The 14486-nt window shown below is 60.4% G+C and carries 15 protein-coding genes; 2 read left to right on the top strand and 13 right to left on the bottom strand.

The genetic code is table 11. The features are described from left to right. Positions 1 to 41 precede the first annotated feature (41 nt). The 12 genes from QN370_RS17590 to QN370_RS17645 all read right to left on the bottom strand — a co-directional run bounded on the left by QN370_RS17590 (position 42) and on the right by QN370_RS17645 (position 11298). Positions 42 to 1049 carry an ATP-grasp domain-containing protein gene (locus QN370_RS17590; RefSeq protein ID WP_322127846.1) on the bottom strand — a complete coding sequence of 336 codons (1008 nt, stop codon included), beginning with the start codon at positions 1047 to 1049 and terminating at the stop codon, positions 42 to 44. A gap of 28 nt (positions 1050 to 1077) precedes the next feature. Continuing rightward, positions 1078 to 1791 (bottom strand): hypothetical protein, encoded by a 714-nt coding sequence (locus tag QN370_RS17595; protein ID WP_322127845.1) that lies wholly within the window; start codon positions 1789 to 1791, stop codon positions 1078 to 1080. Positions 1792 to 1850: 59 nt separating this feature from the next. Continuing rightward, positions 1851 to 2789, bottom strand: a complete 939-nt coding sequence (locus QN370_RS17600) for a quinoprotein dehydrogenase-associated putative ABC transporter substrate-binding protein (protein ID WP_322127844.1) — start codon at positions 2787 to 2789, stop codon at positions 1851 to 1853. Between the two features lie 66 nt (positions 2790 to 2855). Continuing rightward, positions 2856 to 3314: a cytochrome c gene (locus QN370_RS17605; RefSeq protein WP_322127843.1), complete on the bottom strand. Its 459-nt coding sequence runs from the start codon at positions 3312 to 3314 to the stop codon at positions 2856 to 2858. Between the two features lie 81 nt (positions 3315 to 3395). Then, a complete protein-coding gene (locus tag QN370_RS17610) occupies positions 3396 to 5225 on the bottom strand; it encodes a methanol/ethanol family PQQ-dependent dehydrogenase (protein ID WP_322127842.1) in 1830 nt (609 codons plus the stop codon). Positions 5226 to 5519: 294 nt separating this feature from the next. Then, complete coding sequence (locus QN370_RS17615) at positions 5520 to 5906, bottom strand: hypothetical protein (protein WP_322127841.1); 387 nt, start codon at positions 5904 to 5906, stop codon at positions 5520 to 5522. A gap of 87 nt (positions 5907 to 5993) precedes the next feature. Beyond that, positions 5994 to 6938, bottom strand: a complete 945-nt coding sequence (locus tag QN370_RS17620) for a vWA domain-containing protein (RefSeq protein WP_322127840.1) — start codon at positions 6936 to 6938, stop codon at positions 5994 to 5996. Further along, the gene (locus tag QN370_RS17625) at positions 6935 to 7519 is read right to left on the bottom strand and encodes an MxaK protein (RefSeq protein WP_322127839.1); all 585 of its coding nucleotides are present in this window, start codon (positions 7517 to 7519) and stop codon (positions 6935 to 6937) included. The genes QN370_RS17620 and QN370_RS17625 overlap by 4 nt, the downstream gene beginning before the upstream one ends. Next, positions 7516 to 8532, bottom strand: a complete 1017-nt coding sequence (locus QN370_RS17630) for a vWA domain-containing protein (protein ID WP_322127838.1) — start codon at positions 8530 to 8532, stop codon at positions 7516 to 7518. Before QN370_RS17630 ends, QN370_RS17625 begins: the two co-directional genes overlap by 4 nt. Beyond that, on the bottom strand, positions 8529 to 9407 hold the full coding sequence (locus tag QN370_RS17635) for a hypothetical protein (RefSeq protein ID WP_322127837.1): 879 nt from the start codon (positions 9405 to 9407) through the stop codon (positions 8529 to 8531). The genes QN370_RS17630 and QN370_RS17635 overlap by 4 nt, the downstream gene beginning before the upstream one ends. Then, positions 9404 to 10288, bottom strand: coding sequence for a DUF58 domain-containing protein (locus QN370_RS17640; RefSeq protein WP_322127836.1), 885 nt, complete (start codon positions 10286 to 10288; stop codon positions 9404 to 9406). The genes QN370_RS17635 and QN370_RS17640 overlap by 4 nt, the downstream gene beginning before the upstream one ends. Next, entirely contained in the window at positions 10285 to 11298 is a 1014-nt protein-coding gene (locus QN370_RS17645; RefSeq protein ID WP_322127835.1) for a MoxR family ATPase, read from the bottom strand. The genes QN370_RS17640 and QN370_RS17645 overlap by 4 nt, the downstream gene beginning before the upstream one ends. A gap of 248 nt (positions 11299 to 11546) precedes the next feature. On the opposite strand from QN370_RS17645, the gene QN370_RS17650 reads away from it, so the two are divergent. Together QN370_RS17650 and QN370_RS17655 are read left to right on the top strand one after the other, a co-directional pair. Next, positions 11547 to 13043: an FAD-binding domain-containing protein gene (locus QN370_RS17650; protein WP_322127834.1), complete on the top strand. Its 1497-nt coding sequence runs from the start codon at positions 11547 to 11549 to the stop codon at positions 13041 to 13043. Between the two features lie 287 nt (positions 13044 to 13330). Next, positions 13331 to 13564 carry a hypothetical protein gene (locus QN370_RS17655; protein ID WP_322129154.1) on the top strand — a complete coding sequence of 78 codons (234 nt, stop codon included), beginning with the start codon at positions 13331 to 13333 and terminating at the stop codon, positions 13562 to 13564. A gap of 161 nt (positions 13565 to 13725) precedes the next feature. On the opposite strand, the gene QN370_RS17660 is transcribed toward QN370_RS17655, so the two are convergent. After that, positions 13726 to 14478 (bottom strand): SAM-dependent methyltransferase, encoded by a 753-nt coding sequence (locus QN370_RS17660; protein ID WP_322127833.1) that lies wholly within the window; start codon positions 14476 to 14478, stop codon positions 13726 to 13728. Positions 14479 to 14486: the final 8 nt, after the last annotated feature.

A 14486-nucleotide genomic window follows, 5' to 3' on the forward strand; every position in this document is an offset into this window, starting at 1 on the left:
GTACAGTTGAATTGGGTGCGCTTGAATTGGGTACACTTGATTCAGTGATGCGGCAGGCCGCCATGGACATCGATACTGACTTGCCGGTTTTTTTTCTGGCGCTGTGCGCTGCAGCGGCCACTGCGCAGCATCTCGACGAGCATGCCGGCCGGATTGACACCGATGGAGTCGTGCAATCCCGCGTGGCACATGGTCATGCGCGGATTGACTCCCAGTACCACCGGGCCGTGTTGCGTGATCATGATATCGATGCCGACATAGCCCCACAGTCCGGGAATAGCCGCGACCACGTCGCGCGCCAGCCGCTCGAGCCGGCCATCGGTATCGCTGATGCTGTTGACGGTGCTGCCAAGGTAATGAATCCGGTGATCCGCCGCGGCGATACGCTGCTCGCTGCAGCCCAGCAGAAAGACCTCATTGCTGCCGCATAGCAGCGACAGGCTGCAAGGCCGACCGGCCACATACGGCTGCAGAATAACGTTGCGCGCCGGCCTGGCGTTTATCCATTCGCTGGCCAGCGCAGCACTCGACAACAGGTGGGTGTCCGAGCAACCGGCACCGTCATCGGGTTTGACAATCCAGGCATGCGAACCGGGTGGCAGGATATCGGTGAAAAAATACGTCGGTACCACCGCCATGCCGGCCGCCCGCAACGCCTGCGAAGTCAGATATTTACTGCCTGCCAGACGTACGGCATCAGGAGAACTGCCAATGAGCAGCTTGCCTTTTTGTAGGGTTGTCCTGGAAATCGATTCGAGAAGGCCACGGGATTCGGGTGCCAATGGCCACACGGCGTCGGCGTTATCGATGCAGCGGAGCAGCGCTCCGGTGTGGTCGTCGCCGTCGGCCATGACAACGGATACCTTGTCAGGCAGCTCGCGCAAACCGTGACCGGCCAGGCGCATCACCGTCACCGACAAGTCATCGATGCGCGACAGATCGGCCAGCAGCGCGCTCAACAACATGTCACCCCGGAAATCAGACGATGACGACAGATCCGCATCGGCAGCTACCGGATGACAATCGTGCTCACAGATAAAAATTTTCACCGTGGTGTCCCTGTTGCCAGACGGCCGGTTATGTCGCAGGACCGGCAATTTTCTTTGGCGCGGGCTCTTTCTGCTGAATCGTCATTGTGGTGGCAATCGTAGCGGCAGAGTGATCTGCAGGCAACGTAGTGTAGACCTGAAACACGCTACCCGGTACGGCGTCGCTGATGACAAAGACATACCCCTTGCCGGCAAATTTTCCGAAGCGCTCTTTGAGCGGATCATCCACGTACGGGCGTACCGAAATCTCTTGCGCGGCAACCGGGTGCCCGGCGTAATTCACCGTAATGGTCTTGATCGCGGCCTCGGGAGCGGCCAGCGCAAGCCGGATACGCTTGCGGAAATAGTTCGTCGAGCCGCCGGTAAGTCGCTTCATTTCCGCAATATCGCGTTCCAGAAAACCGAGGATGGCCGGGTTGCCCTGCGCATGGTCGATCGGTGCGATCGCAATGGCATGGCTTCCCGTGAGGAACTGCGCGGCGACGGAAGCCGTTCCGTCGGCATTGGGATGGGTCACCGTGAGGGTCACGGCATCGTCGAAAGCGTCCGGCGCGGCGCTCTCCTGGTGATAAGCGTACGCAATCCGGGTGGACTGTTTGATGCTGCCGAAGTGGTTACTCTGGAACAGGATTTTTTCGGACTGCGAAATTTCCTGAGCGCTGCTGGCACTGGCGGCAATTGCCAGCAGCATACCGGCGGCCAGCATGAGGACGCCGGTGCGGTGTGTCGGTGAAATAGGCATCGTGAATCTCCTTGGTCTTCCCCGGTGCGGGGTGGCGAATGTGAATGCGACGTCGCCGCTCAGGACGGTGCCGCCGATGTCGTTGCCGGTAGTGCGGTCGTCGGTACGCCGTAATCATTGAATATCTGCGCGATCTCCGGTTGACTGGAGGCGATCAAGGCATTGAGCTGGTCGCGCAGGTTTTTTTCACCATAGCGCACGCCCATCGCAATACTGAAACCGTAGCGGATGCCGTCGTCTTGCGGCTTGAATGGCACGACCGTGATCGGCGTGCCAGCCGCATGCTTGGCGAAATACCCGACGATCGGTCCCCACGCAATGGCCACGTCGACCGTACCGTTGGCCAGGTCGCGGTCGATCAACTGACCCGGGTACTGATCCGGATCGCCGGTCTGCGGCGAATACGACACCATCTGCGCGATCAGACCGTTTTTCAGCAGCCAGTCCGCGGCAGGAGAGCGCGCAAAAATACCGATCTTCAGCTTGTCACGGATCGCTCTCGGCAACGCGAGCAAGTCCGCTGGCGTCTTGATGACATCGAGTCCCTTGCCTTTGACGAAGGCCATCGCATAAGTGGATGCCAGGTACGGTTGCGTCACCAGTCCCATCTCGAAATCGGTCGAAACGCCGGTGACGACATCGCACTTGAAGGTGTCGGTACCGTCGATCTTGGCCTTCAGGCTGTTGCGGATAAAACCCATGCGCTGCGGGTACCAGCTATGTTCGAGTTTCCAGCCCAGTTTTCTGGCGAACAGCTCGGCGATCTTGTTTTCATAACCGCGATCTTGCTGGTCCGACATCGGCAAATTGTTGGGGTCCTGGCAGACCCGCAGTATTTTTTGGGCTGGAGCGTTGGCCGGTGGACGTGCCGCATCTTGTGCCATTGCCGGCGCTGACAATGCCAAAAAACCTGCAAATAAGCCGGCAAACAGGCCGACAAACAGGCCGACGGCCGTGCGGTTCTGCAGTGCATGTCGAGAGAGGATAACTGGGACCATGAGCGACAACCTTTCTTCAGCGATGGAGACCCTTTCCAGTGATCCTGTCACCGGTGTTGGTCTGGTCTATTTCGTGATGGCTTGAAGACGACCGGCGGCAATGTCGCCTTCCGAACGTCCTTTGAGATAAGCGTACAACTCATCGAGATGGTCGGCGACGAAGGGCACGCCATCAAAATTGGGCATGCCTTTTTCAATGCGACCCTTCATCAGCGTCGTCACGAACTGGTCCTTGGTCAGCACCTTCATGCTGTTGATAAGCGATGGTCCGACCAGTCCTTGCTGGGCAGCGCCGTGACAGCGTTCGCAGGATTGGGCGCGCCATACTTTCCAGCCGATCAGGGTGTGCGGGTCGACCTTGTTCTTGTCGACAACGGTGTAAAGCTTGCCGGGAGTCGCGGCTGCCGGCTTGTCGGACGCCGCCGTCGCGCCAAAGGCGCTCTGGTGGCAAAGCGCGGCAAGCGTCAGGCCGGCCGTCATCGCTGTGATGCGTAGCGTGCGCATAAGTGTGCTGGATAAAACCATGAAAACCTCCTTGAAAACAATGGTGCGCCGGGCCGGATCAGCTGTGATCCGGCCGTCGTTGTGCCGATGAAGGACGACGGACTATTTCGCCGACGCCACGGCCACCGTGCCGGGTAGCGCAAAGACAGTCAGGACACCACCGAGCTCGGTGTAATTCGACAGTTCCTTGTAGCCGCCAACTGCACCCAAGCCTTCGTTGGGTTTTGTCAGGCCTGCCGCCATGCCGATACCCGCCCAGCCACCGATGCCCGACAGGACGCCGATGTACTGCTTGCCCTTGTATTCCCAGGTGTTGACGTTGCCGACGATGCCGGACGGCGTCTTGAACTTCCACAGCTCCTTGCCATTGTTATCGACGGCCTTGATGAAGCCTTCCAGCGTGCCGTAAAAATTGACGTCACCGGCGGTCGCCAGCGCGCCGCTCCAGACGGAAAATTTCTCTGGCTTGGACCAGACGATTTTTCCGGTACCGGCATCCCACGCAATGAAGTTACCCATGCCGCCATGGCTATCCGGTGCCGGGAACATCGAAACGGTAGCGCCAACATACGGCTGACCGGCGGTGAAATCGACCTTGTACGGTTCATAGTCCATGCAGACATGGTTGGTCGGCACGTAGAACAACCCGGTTTTTGGCGAGAACGAAGCAGGTTGCTGATCCTTGCTGCCCAGCGCAGCCGGACAGATACCCTTGACGTTGACGTCTTCACCGCCCTTGCTGGTGCTGTACTTGGCGGCGACTGCGGGACGGCCGGTTTTCATGTCGATGTGGGTAGCCCAGTTGACCTTCGGATCAAACTTTTCAGCGACCAGCAATTCGCCGGTAACCCGGTCGAGCGTATAACCAAAGCCGTTACGGTCCAGATGCACCAGTGTCTTGCGTGGCTTGCCGGCGACCTTGATGTCGGCCAGGATCATTTCGTTGACGCCGTCATAGTCCCACTCATCATGCGGTGTCATTTGATAGACCCACTTGGCTTTGCCGGTATTGAGGTCGCGCGCAAAAATCGTCATCGACCACTTGTTGTCGCCCGGTCGCTGCGACGGATTCCAGGTCGACGGATTGCCGGTGCCGTAGTACAGCAGGTTGGTATCCGCGTCGTAGCTGTACCAGCCCCAGGTCGTGCCGCCGCCGATTTTCCATTGATCGCCGGACCAGGTTTTGAGCGAGGAATCCTTGCCCACCGGTGCCATCTTGCCGTCGGTCCAGGTCATGGTCTTGGCCGGATCCATCAGCATGTCGGCGTCAGGGCCGACGCTGTAGGCTTTCCACAGTTCCTTGCCGGTCTTCAGGTCATGCGCGGTCAGTCGGCCGCGCACGCCGAACTCGCCGCCGCTAATGCCGGTGATGACCATGTTCTTGAAGATGTGCGGTGCATTGGTGTTGGATTCGCCGACCTTCGGATTGCCGACCTTGACCTTCCAGACTTCCTTGCCGGTCTTCATATCGAGCGCCACCATCGTCGTGTCGGCCTGTTGCAGGATGATCTTGCCATCGCCATACGCCACGCCGCGATTGACGGTGTCACAGCACATGACCGGAATCACCCCGGCGTCCTGGCGCGGCTCGTACTTCCAGCGCATGCTCTGGTCTTCCAGGTTGATCGCATACACCTTGTTCGGGAAGGGACTGTGGACATACATCGTATCGCCGACGACCAGCGGTCCGCCTTCATGACCACGCAATACCCCGGTCGAAAACGTCCACGCCACTTGCAGTTCCTTGACGTTGGTGCTGTTGATCTGGGTGAGTTTGCTATAGCGGTGGTTGGCGTCGTCACCGGCTTGCGATGCCCAGTTTTTCGGACTGGCCATCGCCTTGCTGAGTTGCTCGTCGGCGAGTACGGAATTGCTCACCGCCAGGACGCCTGCCATGCACAGCAGGTGTTTCAGGATTGCCTTCGAAGACATGTCTACCTCCAATAATTATTGTGATGTTTGTCGTGATGCGGAAAACGCATGCTGCCCTTACCGGCGGAAATCTCTCCAAAGACTCTCGCTGTCGACGACCAGTCGTCTGCAAGGTTCAGCACTTACCATGCCAGTCGGCGATGGCGAGGCGGGGCAGTGGTTGCGCAGGCAAAGCGGGCTTGACGGCGCTGCACAGTGTGCCGTTTGCTGAACAACGGAAAGACGATGTGTTCCGCGAGGGCGAGCAATAACAAGTGGCCTGACCGCGCAGGAGGGCCCGGTCTGCGGCACGCGTTATTTGATAAAGCAGGCATCAGCCGCAATCTGTTCGACCTGCTTGTATTTTCTGACCATGTCCTTGACGAGAGTCGGGTCACGAAATTCAGCACCGCGCTCGCCGCCTAATCCCTGATGGCGGTTTGCGGTGGAGAGCTCGGCGTAATCATTGAACGGTAGTTGCTTTGCAATGGCGTCGATCGAGCAGGAGCACTTGTACAGATACTCGTATTGGCTATCGTGATTCTTCATGCATTCGAACACGTACTCGACCCGCGACGCGGTCGGAAAATCGTTTGCCTGCGCGGTCATCGGCGCAGCAATCGCCAGCAGAAGCAGAAGCGGGGTGCCCGTTGCGAGGCGTGGCGATAAAAAAGTCATGGTGTTTCCCGTTTCAGAAAACATCTCATCCGCAAGATCAGTGCCACTGCTGTCGGTGTGGCCACGACCGACACCGGTTCGGGCAGGTCATCCGTGCCTGGCACAACGACGCTACAACGTGTGCCGGTTTCTGCGCAGTCGCCACCGGGCCAGCCATCGTGTTATCCATCGTGGCAGCTGCGGTGGCACGGTCAAGAACACACCAGCGAGCAGAAATACTGCCAGCGCGGCGGGCAGCCAGCGCACATCGGTCGCTACCACCAGCGAGCGCTCAAAGCGGTCATCGGTCAGCAGTCGTACCAGTGCCGAGTCGGAGTCGAGTCGTCCGTAGTGCAATCCGCTGACTTGCGCCAGTGCCTGCAAATAGCGGCCCTGCAACGCTGACAGATGTTCGTGGCTTGGGCCCAATCCCGCCCGAGCCGGGCGCTGCACGACATCGCCGGCAGACCACCAGCCCACTTGCCGGGCTTGCCTGTCGAGGCGTGGAATCGGTTGTGCCACGTCACCGCCGACGCCGACCAGCATGCCGTTGATGCGTCCTTTGGGGCGGTCGAAGTCGGGGATTGTTTCGATCGGCGGCGACTCCTGTCCATCGGTCATGAAGATGACCGATGGATGTTGCGGCAATTCGTAGGCCACGTCGGTCGCGCTGTAGACGCCACGGACGATCACGCTGGCGTCTTCCCACGCCATGCGTGCATCGATCTGCCGGATGGCTTGTGTCAGCTCGGTCCGGTTGCTGCACACTTCCAGCGGTGCCAGCAAGAGCAAGGTGCGCCGGCTGGAAAAAATCCCCAGTCCGATCTGCGAGCCGCAGGGTAGTTGCCCCAGCGCCTGCACCAGTCCCTCACGCGCGGCGTCGAGACGGCTGACGGCGCGACCATCGCGCTGCTGGTCAGTCACGTACATGCTCTGGGTAATATCGAACACCACCAGGTGATTGACCACCGTGCGCGTCAGCGGGACCGGCGGCAGGACACTGGCGACGATCAGCAATACCGCCGCACCTGAAAGTAATCGGTCGCGCCAGGCGAGTCGCCACATCAGCAGTTTCACGGCAAGCCTCCGCCATCGGGCTGCATGGTGGTGGCGGCGCCTTCCCTGCCATCGTTCGTGTTGTTGCGGCTGGTCGAGCCCTCCAGTTCTTTGGCGGTATTGATGCTGTCGCCGGTTGCCGCAATCCCTGCTTCCGGTGCCAGCCAGAGCGCCCGTTCGAGGTTGTAGCGAGCGGCCCAGTACTGCGGTTCGCGCAGCAAGACTTCGCGATAGTGCTGTTTCGCCAGAGCCAGCAGTCCGGCCTGTTTTTCTTCATCGCTCTGCATAGCGAGGGCCTCGCGCAGCGCCAGATTGCCAAGGTTGAAGCGGGCCTGATTGCTGACACGCTCATCGTTTCCCTGTACTGCCAATTGCAGGTTGCGTCGCGCACCATCGAGCTCGTTTGCGCGGGCCAGTTGCACGCCGCGTGCGGCGCTGATGCGCGGGTCCTCGGGAGCAGCGGTCGCAGCGACGGCAGGTGGTGCGAGCAGGGCGCGGTTCAATGCCAGTGCGGCAGTTCGCTCTGTCATGGCCATGCCGAGGACCACCAGAAAGACGCTGGCAAGCACGCCGCCCGCGAGGTGGATGGTGCGTGATTTCATGGCGAAGCTCCCGGGTTGCTGCTGCGGCGCAGTAGCCATAAAGTCGCGCAGGCGAGCGCGGCGATCAGGTAGCAGAGTGCGGCCCGGTCGACCTGCGGCACCCGCAACTGGTAGGTGATCGGCAGCATTTGCTGGCGGCCCACGGCCTCGATGGCGCGCTGCATCGAGGCCTGGTTCTCGGCTTCAAAAGCGCGATACGGTGTGGACAACGAACGGAAGTAGCGGTGCATCGCGACTTCGGCCACCTCATCAAATTCGGCACTGTCGCTGTCGGCCAGTGCCGGCTGGTTGTACGAGCGCAGATAGATCCAGTACAGCGCGATGCGGTTGCGCTGGAGGCCAGCGGCGATCTGCACGCGCACCGGCGGGGCAATTTGAGCGCCGCCATCCGATACCAGCATGATGATCCGGCTGCCACTGTCAGGCCGGTCATCAAACGTACGCACCGCCGCCAGCATGGCGCTACCGACATCGGTATTGCCCAATCCCGAACCGACACCACCGGCCTGGATCGCGGCCTGGATCATGTCGGGGCGCATGTTGAACGGCATCACCTGAAACTGGTTTTCGCTGAACATCATCAGGCCGATGGCATCGTGCGGCCGGCCGGCGGCAAACTCGGCCAGCGCAGCGCGGGCAATCTTGCGCTTCTTGGGTTCGGCATATTTATCGGTCAGCGGGGTCTGCGCGCCCTGCTCGCGCAAGGCATCATCCATGCTGGCGCTGCGGTCTAGCAGCACGAGTATCTCGGCACCGCTGCCGGTTTTTTCGATGGTGGTGGCAGGCGAGGCGATACCCGCCAAGCCGAGCACGGTGGCCGCGATGGCCAGCATGCCTAGCGCAATTTCCAGTCGGGCGCGCCACAATCCCAGCGGGTCCGGCGGCAACCAGCCTGTCCATCCGAATACCTGTTCTTCATGGCGTCGGCGGCGCAGTGGCAAGGCGACCAGCACGAGTGCCAGCAAGCACCATGGCCATGCAAACAGGAGCTTCGGCAAGGCCCAGTCGCTCATGGGGCGTGCCGTTGCTCAAGCCGGCGCAAGCGTCGCGCCAGCGCAATGACCGTCGCCGCGTCAGGTGCGGGCCGGGTACCAAAAAACACTGTTTGCGACGTGGCCAGAAACGCGGCGAGTGCGGCTTTTTCGGACAGCAGATAAGGCGAACTGGTCAGCAGGCGGGCGAGGGTCGCCGGACGCACGACCTCACCGGCAGCATCGTTGAGCGCATGGTGTAGCCGGCGCTGCGCCGCCAGCGGATCGGTCGTGTCGGGTTGCACGCTCAGGGCATGCAGGTCACGCACTGCCCGTGCGAACGGCAAATGCCGGCCGCGTCGCACGTACCGCCAGCCGATAACGCTGCTCCATGCCAGCAGCGTCGCCAGCAAGGCAATGGCGGCAAGCCGAATGCGCAGTTCGATGGGGGCGAGTGCGACGGCTGCAGGGACGTCATCCGGTTGCAGCGCTGGCAGCGCCGCTGCATCAAACGGTTGCGCCGGGGTGAACGGCGCGATCGAAAACGGCATGCCGGCCACGGCAAGCGTGCCGGTGCCGGCCGCAAGGGTCAGCGCTGGCAAGGTCCAGACTGACAGCGTCTGCGGGGTGTTGATGATCTGGTAGTCCAGTTGCAGCCAGTGCTGACCGGCAGCGTCGATCCCGATGTCCGCGCTGCGCCGCCATAGCGAGTTGCCGATGCGTCCGGTTGGCGGCAATCCGGTCAGCATGAAGGGCGACGCTGGTGTCCCCAGCGCGATGCGCTGCTGCAGACCGTCACCGATGACGATGCCATAACTGCGCGACAGTTCGGCGCGTCCGGGTGGAACAACCGCGGTGGCGTGCTGGCTTGCAAACAGCAGAACGGTCGCCAGAAGTGTCCATGGCAGGAGTCTCATCGTGTGCCTTCCAGGAAGTACTGCGACAACTGTATCGGGTCGTAGCGACCGGTCAGGTAAAGCGGATGTAGTTGGCGCTTGGCGAACAGGACGTCGAGTTGTCGACGGCGTTCGGCCAACTGTTCCTGCCACTGGCGACGCAGCCGTGGCGTGAGCCACAGCGAACGCAATGCGCCACTTTCGGCATCCCGCAAGCGCACAAAATGAGGCAGGGCAGGCGGCTGCATTTCTTGCTCGTCCCACAGTACCAGGGGCACCACCCATGCCCGCACCAGCAGGTCGAGCGCTGCTGCCACCTGTTCCAGCGGCCAGTGAAAATCGGAGACCAGAAACACCAGGGCCTCGCGTCCTGCCAGTGGCTGCAGCGCCGCCTGGACGCCGCAACCCGGAGCACGAGCAGGTGCGGCAGCGCGAAGTTGCGCGGCCATGGCCTGGCCGATCACGCGACTATGCCGGGGCGGCTGGTACAGGTCATCACGGGTGGCACTATCAAAAGCCAGCAGGCCTGCCGTGTCGCCGGTCTGGTAGGCGCTGTCACCCATGGACGCAACGAAATCAGCCGCGACATCGAGCTTGCGTGGCGATCCGTATGCCATCGATGCCGATACATCGACCACCGCCAGCAGCGTCACTGCGGCGCGTTGCCGGTAGGTACGCACCAGCCATTCATTGGTGCCGGCACGCAGCGACGCCCGCAAATCCAGCCGGCGCGGATCGGGATGATCGAACAGCCGCGCGTGGGCCAGGAATGCATTGCCGGTCCCGCCGGTGCGACCGGCGTGCGCGCCCGGACGACGGCCATCGGCGCGACCACCGACCCGGTAATGGAAGGTGGTGTCGTTGAGGTCAGGTGGCATCGGCAAGGACGGGTCCGTTTTCATGGTGCAGCAATCCGTGCGGTCAATTGCGCAACGAAGGCGTCGGCAATGGCGGCATGCTGCATTTCGTAGATCGGCGTAAAAAATAGTCGGTGACCCAGCGCAGCAGGCAACACCGTGGCGATGTCTTCGGGTAGCAGGTACGTGCGCTCATCGAGCCAGGCCACCACCCGTGCTGCACGCATCAGACTGCTGATGCTGCGCGGACTGGCACCGGCCAGTACCAGCCGTTCCATGTCGACGCCATCGATGGCGATACCGAACTGTCGCGGCGTATGGGTCGCTTGCCAGAGGTCGAGCACATAGTCTTGCAGCGCAGCGCTGGCCGACACACTCGTCTGAATGGCCGCGGCAATCGGGTTGAGTTCCTGCCACGGCAGGATCGCCGGGGTGACCTGTTCGAGCAGCAGGTCGGCGTCGTGGTACAGCGGGTCAAGCGCCAGCGCGCGGCGTACTTCGCGATCGACCGGCGTGATCATGCGTAGCTCGAACATGAAGCGGTCGCGTGCCGCCGAGGCCAGCTCGAAGGTTTCTTCGCGTTCGATGCGGTTGCGGTCGGCAAACACGGTCATGTGCGGAAAACGGTATTCGCGGTTAAAGGCCGACACCGAGCGTTCCGCCATCGCCCGCAGCAGGAGCGATTGCACTTGCGGACGGGCCCGGTTGATCTCGTTGAAAAAGAACGTTGTCAATGCTTCGCCATGCCGCAGTAGCGGCCCTGGCTCGATGCGCGGGCGGCCTTCCGTATCCACAAAGGTGTGGTAAATCAAGTCGCCCGGCATCAGGTCGACGGTGCCTTCGACGCGCTCGAAGGCACCGCCGATCACCCGCGAAAAAGCCCGCAGCACGGTGGTCTTGCCAACGCCGACATCGCCTTCGAGCAGCACATGCCCGCGCGCAAACAACGCAACATTGATCAGCCGCAGGGCCGCTGCCTGGCCGATGACGGCCCGTCCGACCTCCTGTTCCACTTGCAACGCACGAGTGCGCCAATCCTGTAGCAGTGCATCCATGTCCGGGACATCTTTCTATGGGGTGGGAGAGGTAGTTTGTTCGAGCTGGGACTTGTGGGTGAGGTAGAGCAGGGGACGTGCCAGCGAGTGGGCACAGCGACGCGCGCAGCGACGCACACAGGTCAATTGGCAAAGTGCCGTATCCTGTAGGGCCGTCCGGCGAGTGTTCTTTTGATTCGGAACGCAGGTAATGACACCTGAACTGGTCGCCGGCGGAACTCCTGGAAAGTGATGAAGGAAGCGAGTTAATGGAAATCGTCTGGTTCAAGCATGATCTGCGCATTCGAGACCACGCACCGCTGACGGACGCTGCGGCGACTGGTCCCGTGCTCGCGCTGTTTCTGCATGAACCGGATATCATTCTTGCGCCGGATTTCTCTGCCTCCCATGGCGCTTTCATCCGGGAATGCCTTGATAGCCTGAATGCGGCGTTACAGGAGCGTGGTGCCGAGCTTGTCGAGATGACCGGTTCGGCCACTGAAGTATTTGAAAAAATCTGGCAGCAGCAGCCATTTGCCACCCTGTGGAGTCACGAAGAAACCGGAAACTGGGTTTCGTATCAGCGTGACAAACAGGTCGCCGCATGGTGCCGGCAGCGTGGCGTGCTGTGGCGCCAGTATCCACAGAATGGCGTTCTGCGCGGACTCACTTCTCGCACGAAGCGAGACTGGCTCGCCGAACTCGAAGCGTATTCAAGCAGCGAGCCGGTCAAGGCACCTCGCAATATTGTCCCGTCGCGGTTGGACCCGATGCTGGCCGAGCCTGTCACGCCTCTGCAGGGCGCCGGTCACGATAAACCCGGTCGCATCAAAGGCGGGCGTGCCGAAGCGATACGCCTTCTGACCGAATTCGTCCGGACCAAGATCATCCGTTATCCGCAGTCGATTTCCAGTCCGTTAACCGCCGAGCATGGATGCTCGCGGCTCAGTCCGTTTCTGGCTCAGGGAGTGATCACGATGCGTGAAATCGTTCTGGCGATGAACCGGCGCGTGGGCTCGCCGGATATGGCTTCCAACGCCTATCGGCAAGAACGCCTGATTTCTGCCCTGCGTTTTTTTGCCGACCGGCTGAGCTGGCGTGCGGGATATTTCCAGAACATGGAATCGATGCCCCGGCTTGAATTCGATAACATTCATCCCGGCATGACAGGTTTGCGCGAAGAGCAATTCGATGCGGCGCGATTTGTGCAGTGGAAAAACGGCGAGACTGGTTATCCGATGGTGGATGCAGCGATGAAGATGCTGCATCACACGGGCTGGATAAACATGCGCCTGCGCGGGATGGTGCTCTCTTTTGCGGTCAACGAACTGTGGCTGCATTGGCGCGAACCGGCGCTGTTTCTTGCGCGCGAATTTGTCGACTACGAACCGGCCATCCACTACAACCAGATGCAGATTCATGCGGGTACGGCGGGAGCTGGCAGCATGCTGGCTTACAATCCGGTCAAGCAGGCGCAAGAACTCGATCCCAAGGGGGTATTTGTAAGGCGATGGCTACCTGCGCTGCAGGCTGTGCCGGATGCCTACATTTTTGAACCCTGGACCATGTCGCCCGCCGTGCAAGCGGACTGCGGAGTCACCATCGGTAGCGATTATCCGGCACCACTGGTCGACCATCTGAAAGCCGCACGCGAGGCGCGTTCCCGGGTCGCCGACGCGCAGGTCGCCGCGGGTATCCGGCAGCGCGCTGGCAGCGGCAGTGCAGGGCAGAAGAGGTCGGGATCAACCCAGGCCGGGCTGTTCTGAATGGGGTGACCGATGACGTCAGCGCACCTGCCCGATCAGCCCATGAACGATTCTTTTTTGATGTGAGTCTTCCGTGCAGGGCCACTGGACCGTCTTGGAGCGACAAGGGCCGGGTCAAGCGGAGAAGCGGGAAAAAGCAGGATGAATGAAAAATAGAAGTAATGAAAGATTCAAGCAGGATGCCTGAGGCGATGCTTTGAATAAGCAATGACGCTACTGAAGCTGCGTTTGAAGGTAGCGGTAATCACGATAGACAGTGTCAATGTAATCACCTGGAAATGAGCAAAATGATGGAGTGGATTCCGATAGTTTTAATTGCGTTCAAGGTTCTCGTGCTTGGCACGGGGATGTTCTTTGCCATCAAGTGGCATTACGATCAAGGAAAGACATTGAAGGATAAGCGCGCGGTTGCGCGCGCGGGTGGCAAGGTGGTCGCCATCTTCGTGCTCTCGCTCCTGGGGCTGATGCTCGTCACCTTCCTCTTTGCGAGGATGCTCGGTCTGGACTTGACCTCCTCCTGATGGCAAGGATGAGCTGGCCAATCGTGACGTAATTGCACCAATGACGATTGTGGGCTGGTGTGTCCTCGGCCAGTCAGGTCGAGCTGGGCAGTAAGCCGATCTTCAAAAAGCGCAACTGTAAAGTCAATGTGATCGAAGGTGACGATGACTTCGAGTCAGAGCTATTCTGCAAGCAACAGGAAGACAGTCGGTTTCTTGTGAAAATCCGGCGTTTTTCCGGCTGCCAGGTCGCGCTTCCATTGCGTCACTGTCTGGGTGCGGATTGTTTCTTCTTCCGTTGTCAGTTCGGTGGCAATGCAAATGAGCGTACCTGGCGAGCAGGTAGCGGTCAGTGCTTCCAGCAAGCCAAGGTTGCGGTAAGGCGTTTCGATGAACAGCTGTGTCTGTTTTTCCTGCCGCGAGCGGTCTTCGAGCGTCTTGATCCGTTTGATGCGTTGACCCGGGTCTATCGGCAAGTAGCCATTGAAGGCGAAGCTTTGACCATTCAGGCCACTAGCCATGACCGCCAACAATAGCGAGGAAGGGCCGACCAGTGGCCGGACCCGGATGCCATGTTGATGCGCAAGTCGTACCAGATTTGCTCCCGGATCGGCGACTGCAGGGACCCCTGCCTCGGAAATCAGTCCGGCATCGCGTCCTGCCAGTACGGGAGCGAGCAGTGCCGGAAGCATGGTGGACTCTGTATTGACATTCAATTCATCGATGCGAATTTCTTGCAACGCGATGGCCAGTGGATAGTTGCGTGAGACCAGCTTTAAATGTGCCCGCGCTGTTTTTGCATTTTCGGCAATGAAGTAATCGAGTCGTGCAGTGATTTTCTGAACTTCATCGGGAATGATGGTTGCCAGTAACTGGTCGGTTGCACTCAATGCGGCACTGAGCGTATTGGGAATGAGATACAGGATGCCTGCCATGAATGTCG

It is taken from the genome of Actimicrobium sp. CCI2.3 (assembly GCF_035019065.1).
In the GTDB taxonomy this organism is placed as follows: Bacteria; Pseudomonadota; Gammaproteobacteria; order Burkholderiales; family Burkholderiaceae_D; genus Actimicrobium.

Bases quoted from the DNA above. Each gene is read 5' to 3' on its own strand.
- QN370_RS17660 (WP_322127833.1), bottom strand. From the start codon at position 14,478: ATGGCAGGCATCCTGTATCTCATTCCCAATACGCTCAGTGCCGCATTG.
- QN370_RS17605 (WP_322127843.1), bottom strand. From the start codon at position 3,314: ATGGTTTTATCCAGCACACTTATGCGCACGCTACGCATCACAGCGATG.
- QN370_RS17655 (WP_322129154.1), top strand. From the start codon at position 13,331: ATGATGGAGTGGATTCCGATAGTTTTAATTGCGTTCAAGGTTCTCGTG.
- QN370_RS17630 (WP_322127838.1), bottom strand. From the start codon at position 8,532: ATGAGCGACTGGGCCTTGCCGAAGCTCCTGTTTGCATGGCCATGGTGC.
- QN370_RS17595 (WP_322127845.1), bottom strand. From the start codon at position 1,791: ATGCCTATTTCACCGACACACCGCACCGGCGTCCTCATGCTGGCCGCC.
- QN370_RS17610 (WP_322127842.1), bottom strand. From the start codon at position 5,225: ATGTCTTCGAAGGCAATCCTGAAACACCTGCTGTGCATGGCAGGCGTC.
- QN370_RS17640 (WP_322127836.1), bottom strand. From the start codon at position 10,288: ATGAAAACGGACCCGTCCTTGCCGATGCCACCTGACCTCAACGACACC.
- QN370_RS17635 (WP_322127837.1), bottom strand. From the start codon at position 9,407: ATGAGACTCCTGCCATGGACACTTCTGGCGACCGTTCTGCTGTTTGCA.
- QN370_RS17645 (WP_322127835.1), bottom strand. From the start codon at position 11,298: ATGGATGCACTGCTACAGGATTGGCGCACTCGTGCGTTGCAAGTGGAA.
- QN370_RS17625 (WP_322127839.1), bottom strand. From the start codon at position 7,519: ATGAAATCACGCACCATCCACCTCGCGGGCGGCGTGCTTGCCAGCGTC.
- QN370_RS17600 (WP_322127844.1), bottom strand. From the start codon at position 2,789: ATGGTCCCAGTTATCCTCTCTCGACATGCACTGCAGAACCGCACGGCC.
- QN370_RS17650 (WP_322127834.1), top strand. From the start codon at position 11,547: ATGGAAATCGTCTGGTTCAAGCATGATCTGCGCATTCGAGACCACGCA.
- QN370_RS17615 (WP_322127841.1), bottom strand. From the start codon at position 5,906: ATGTTTTCTGAAACGGGAAACACCATGACTTTTTTATCGCCACGCCTC.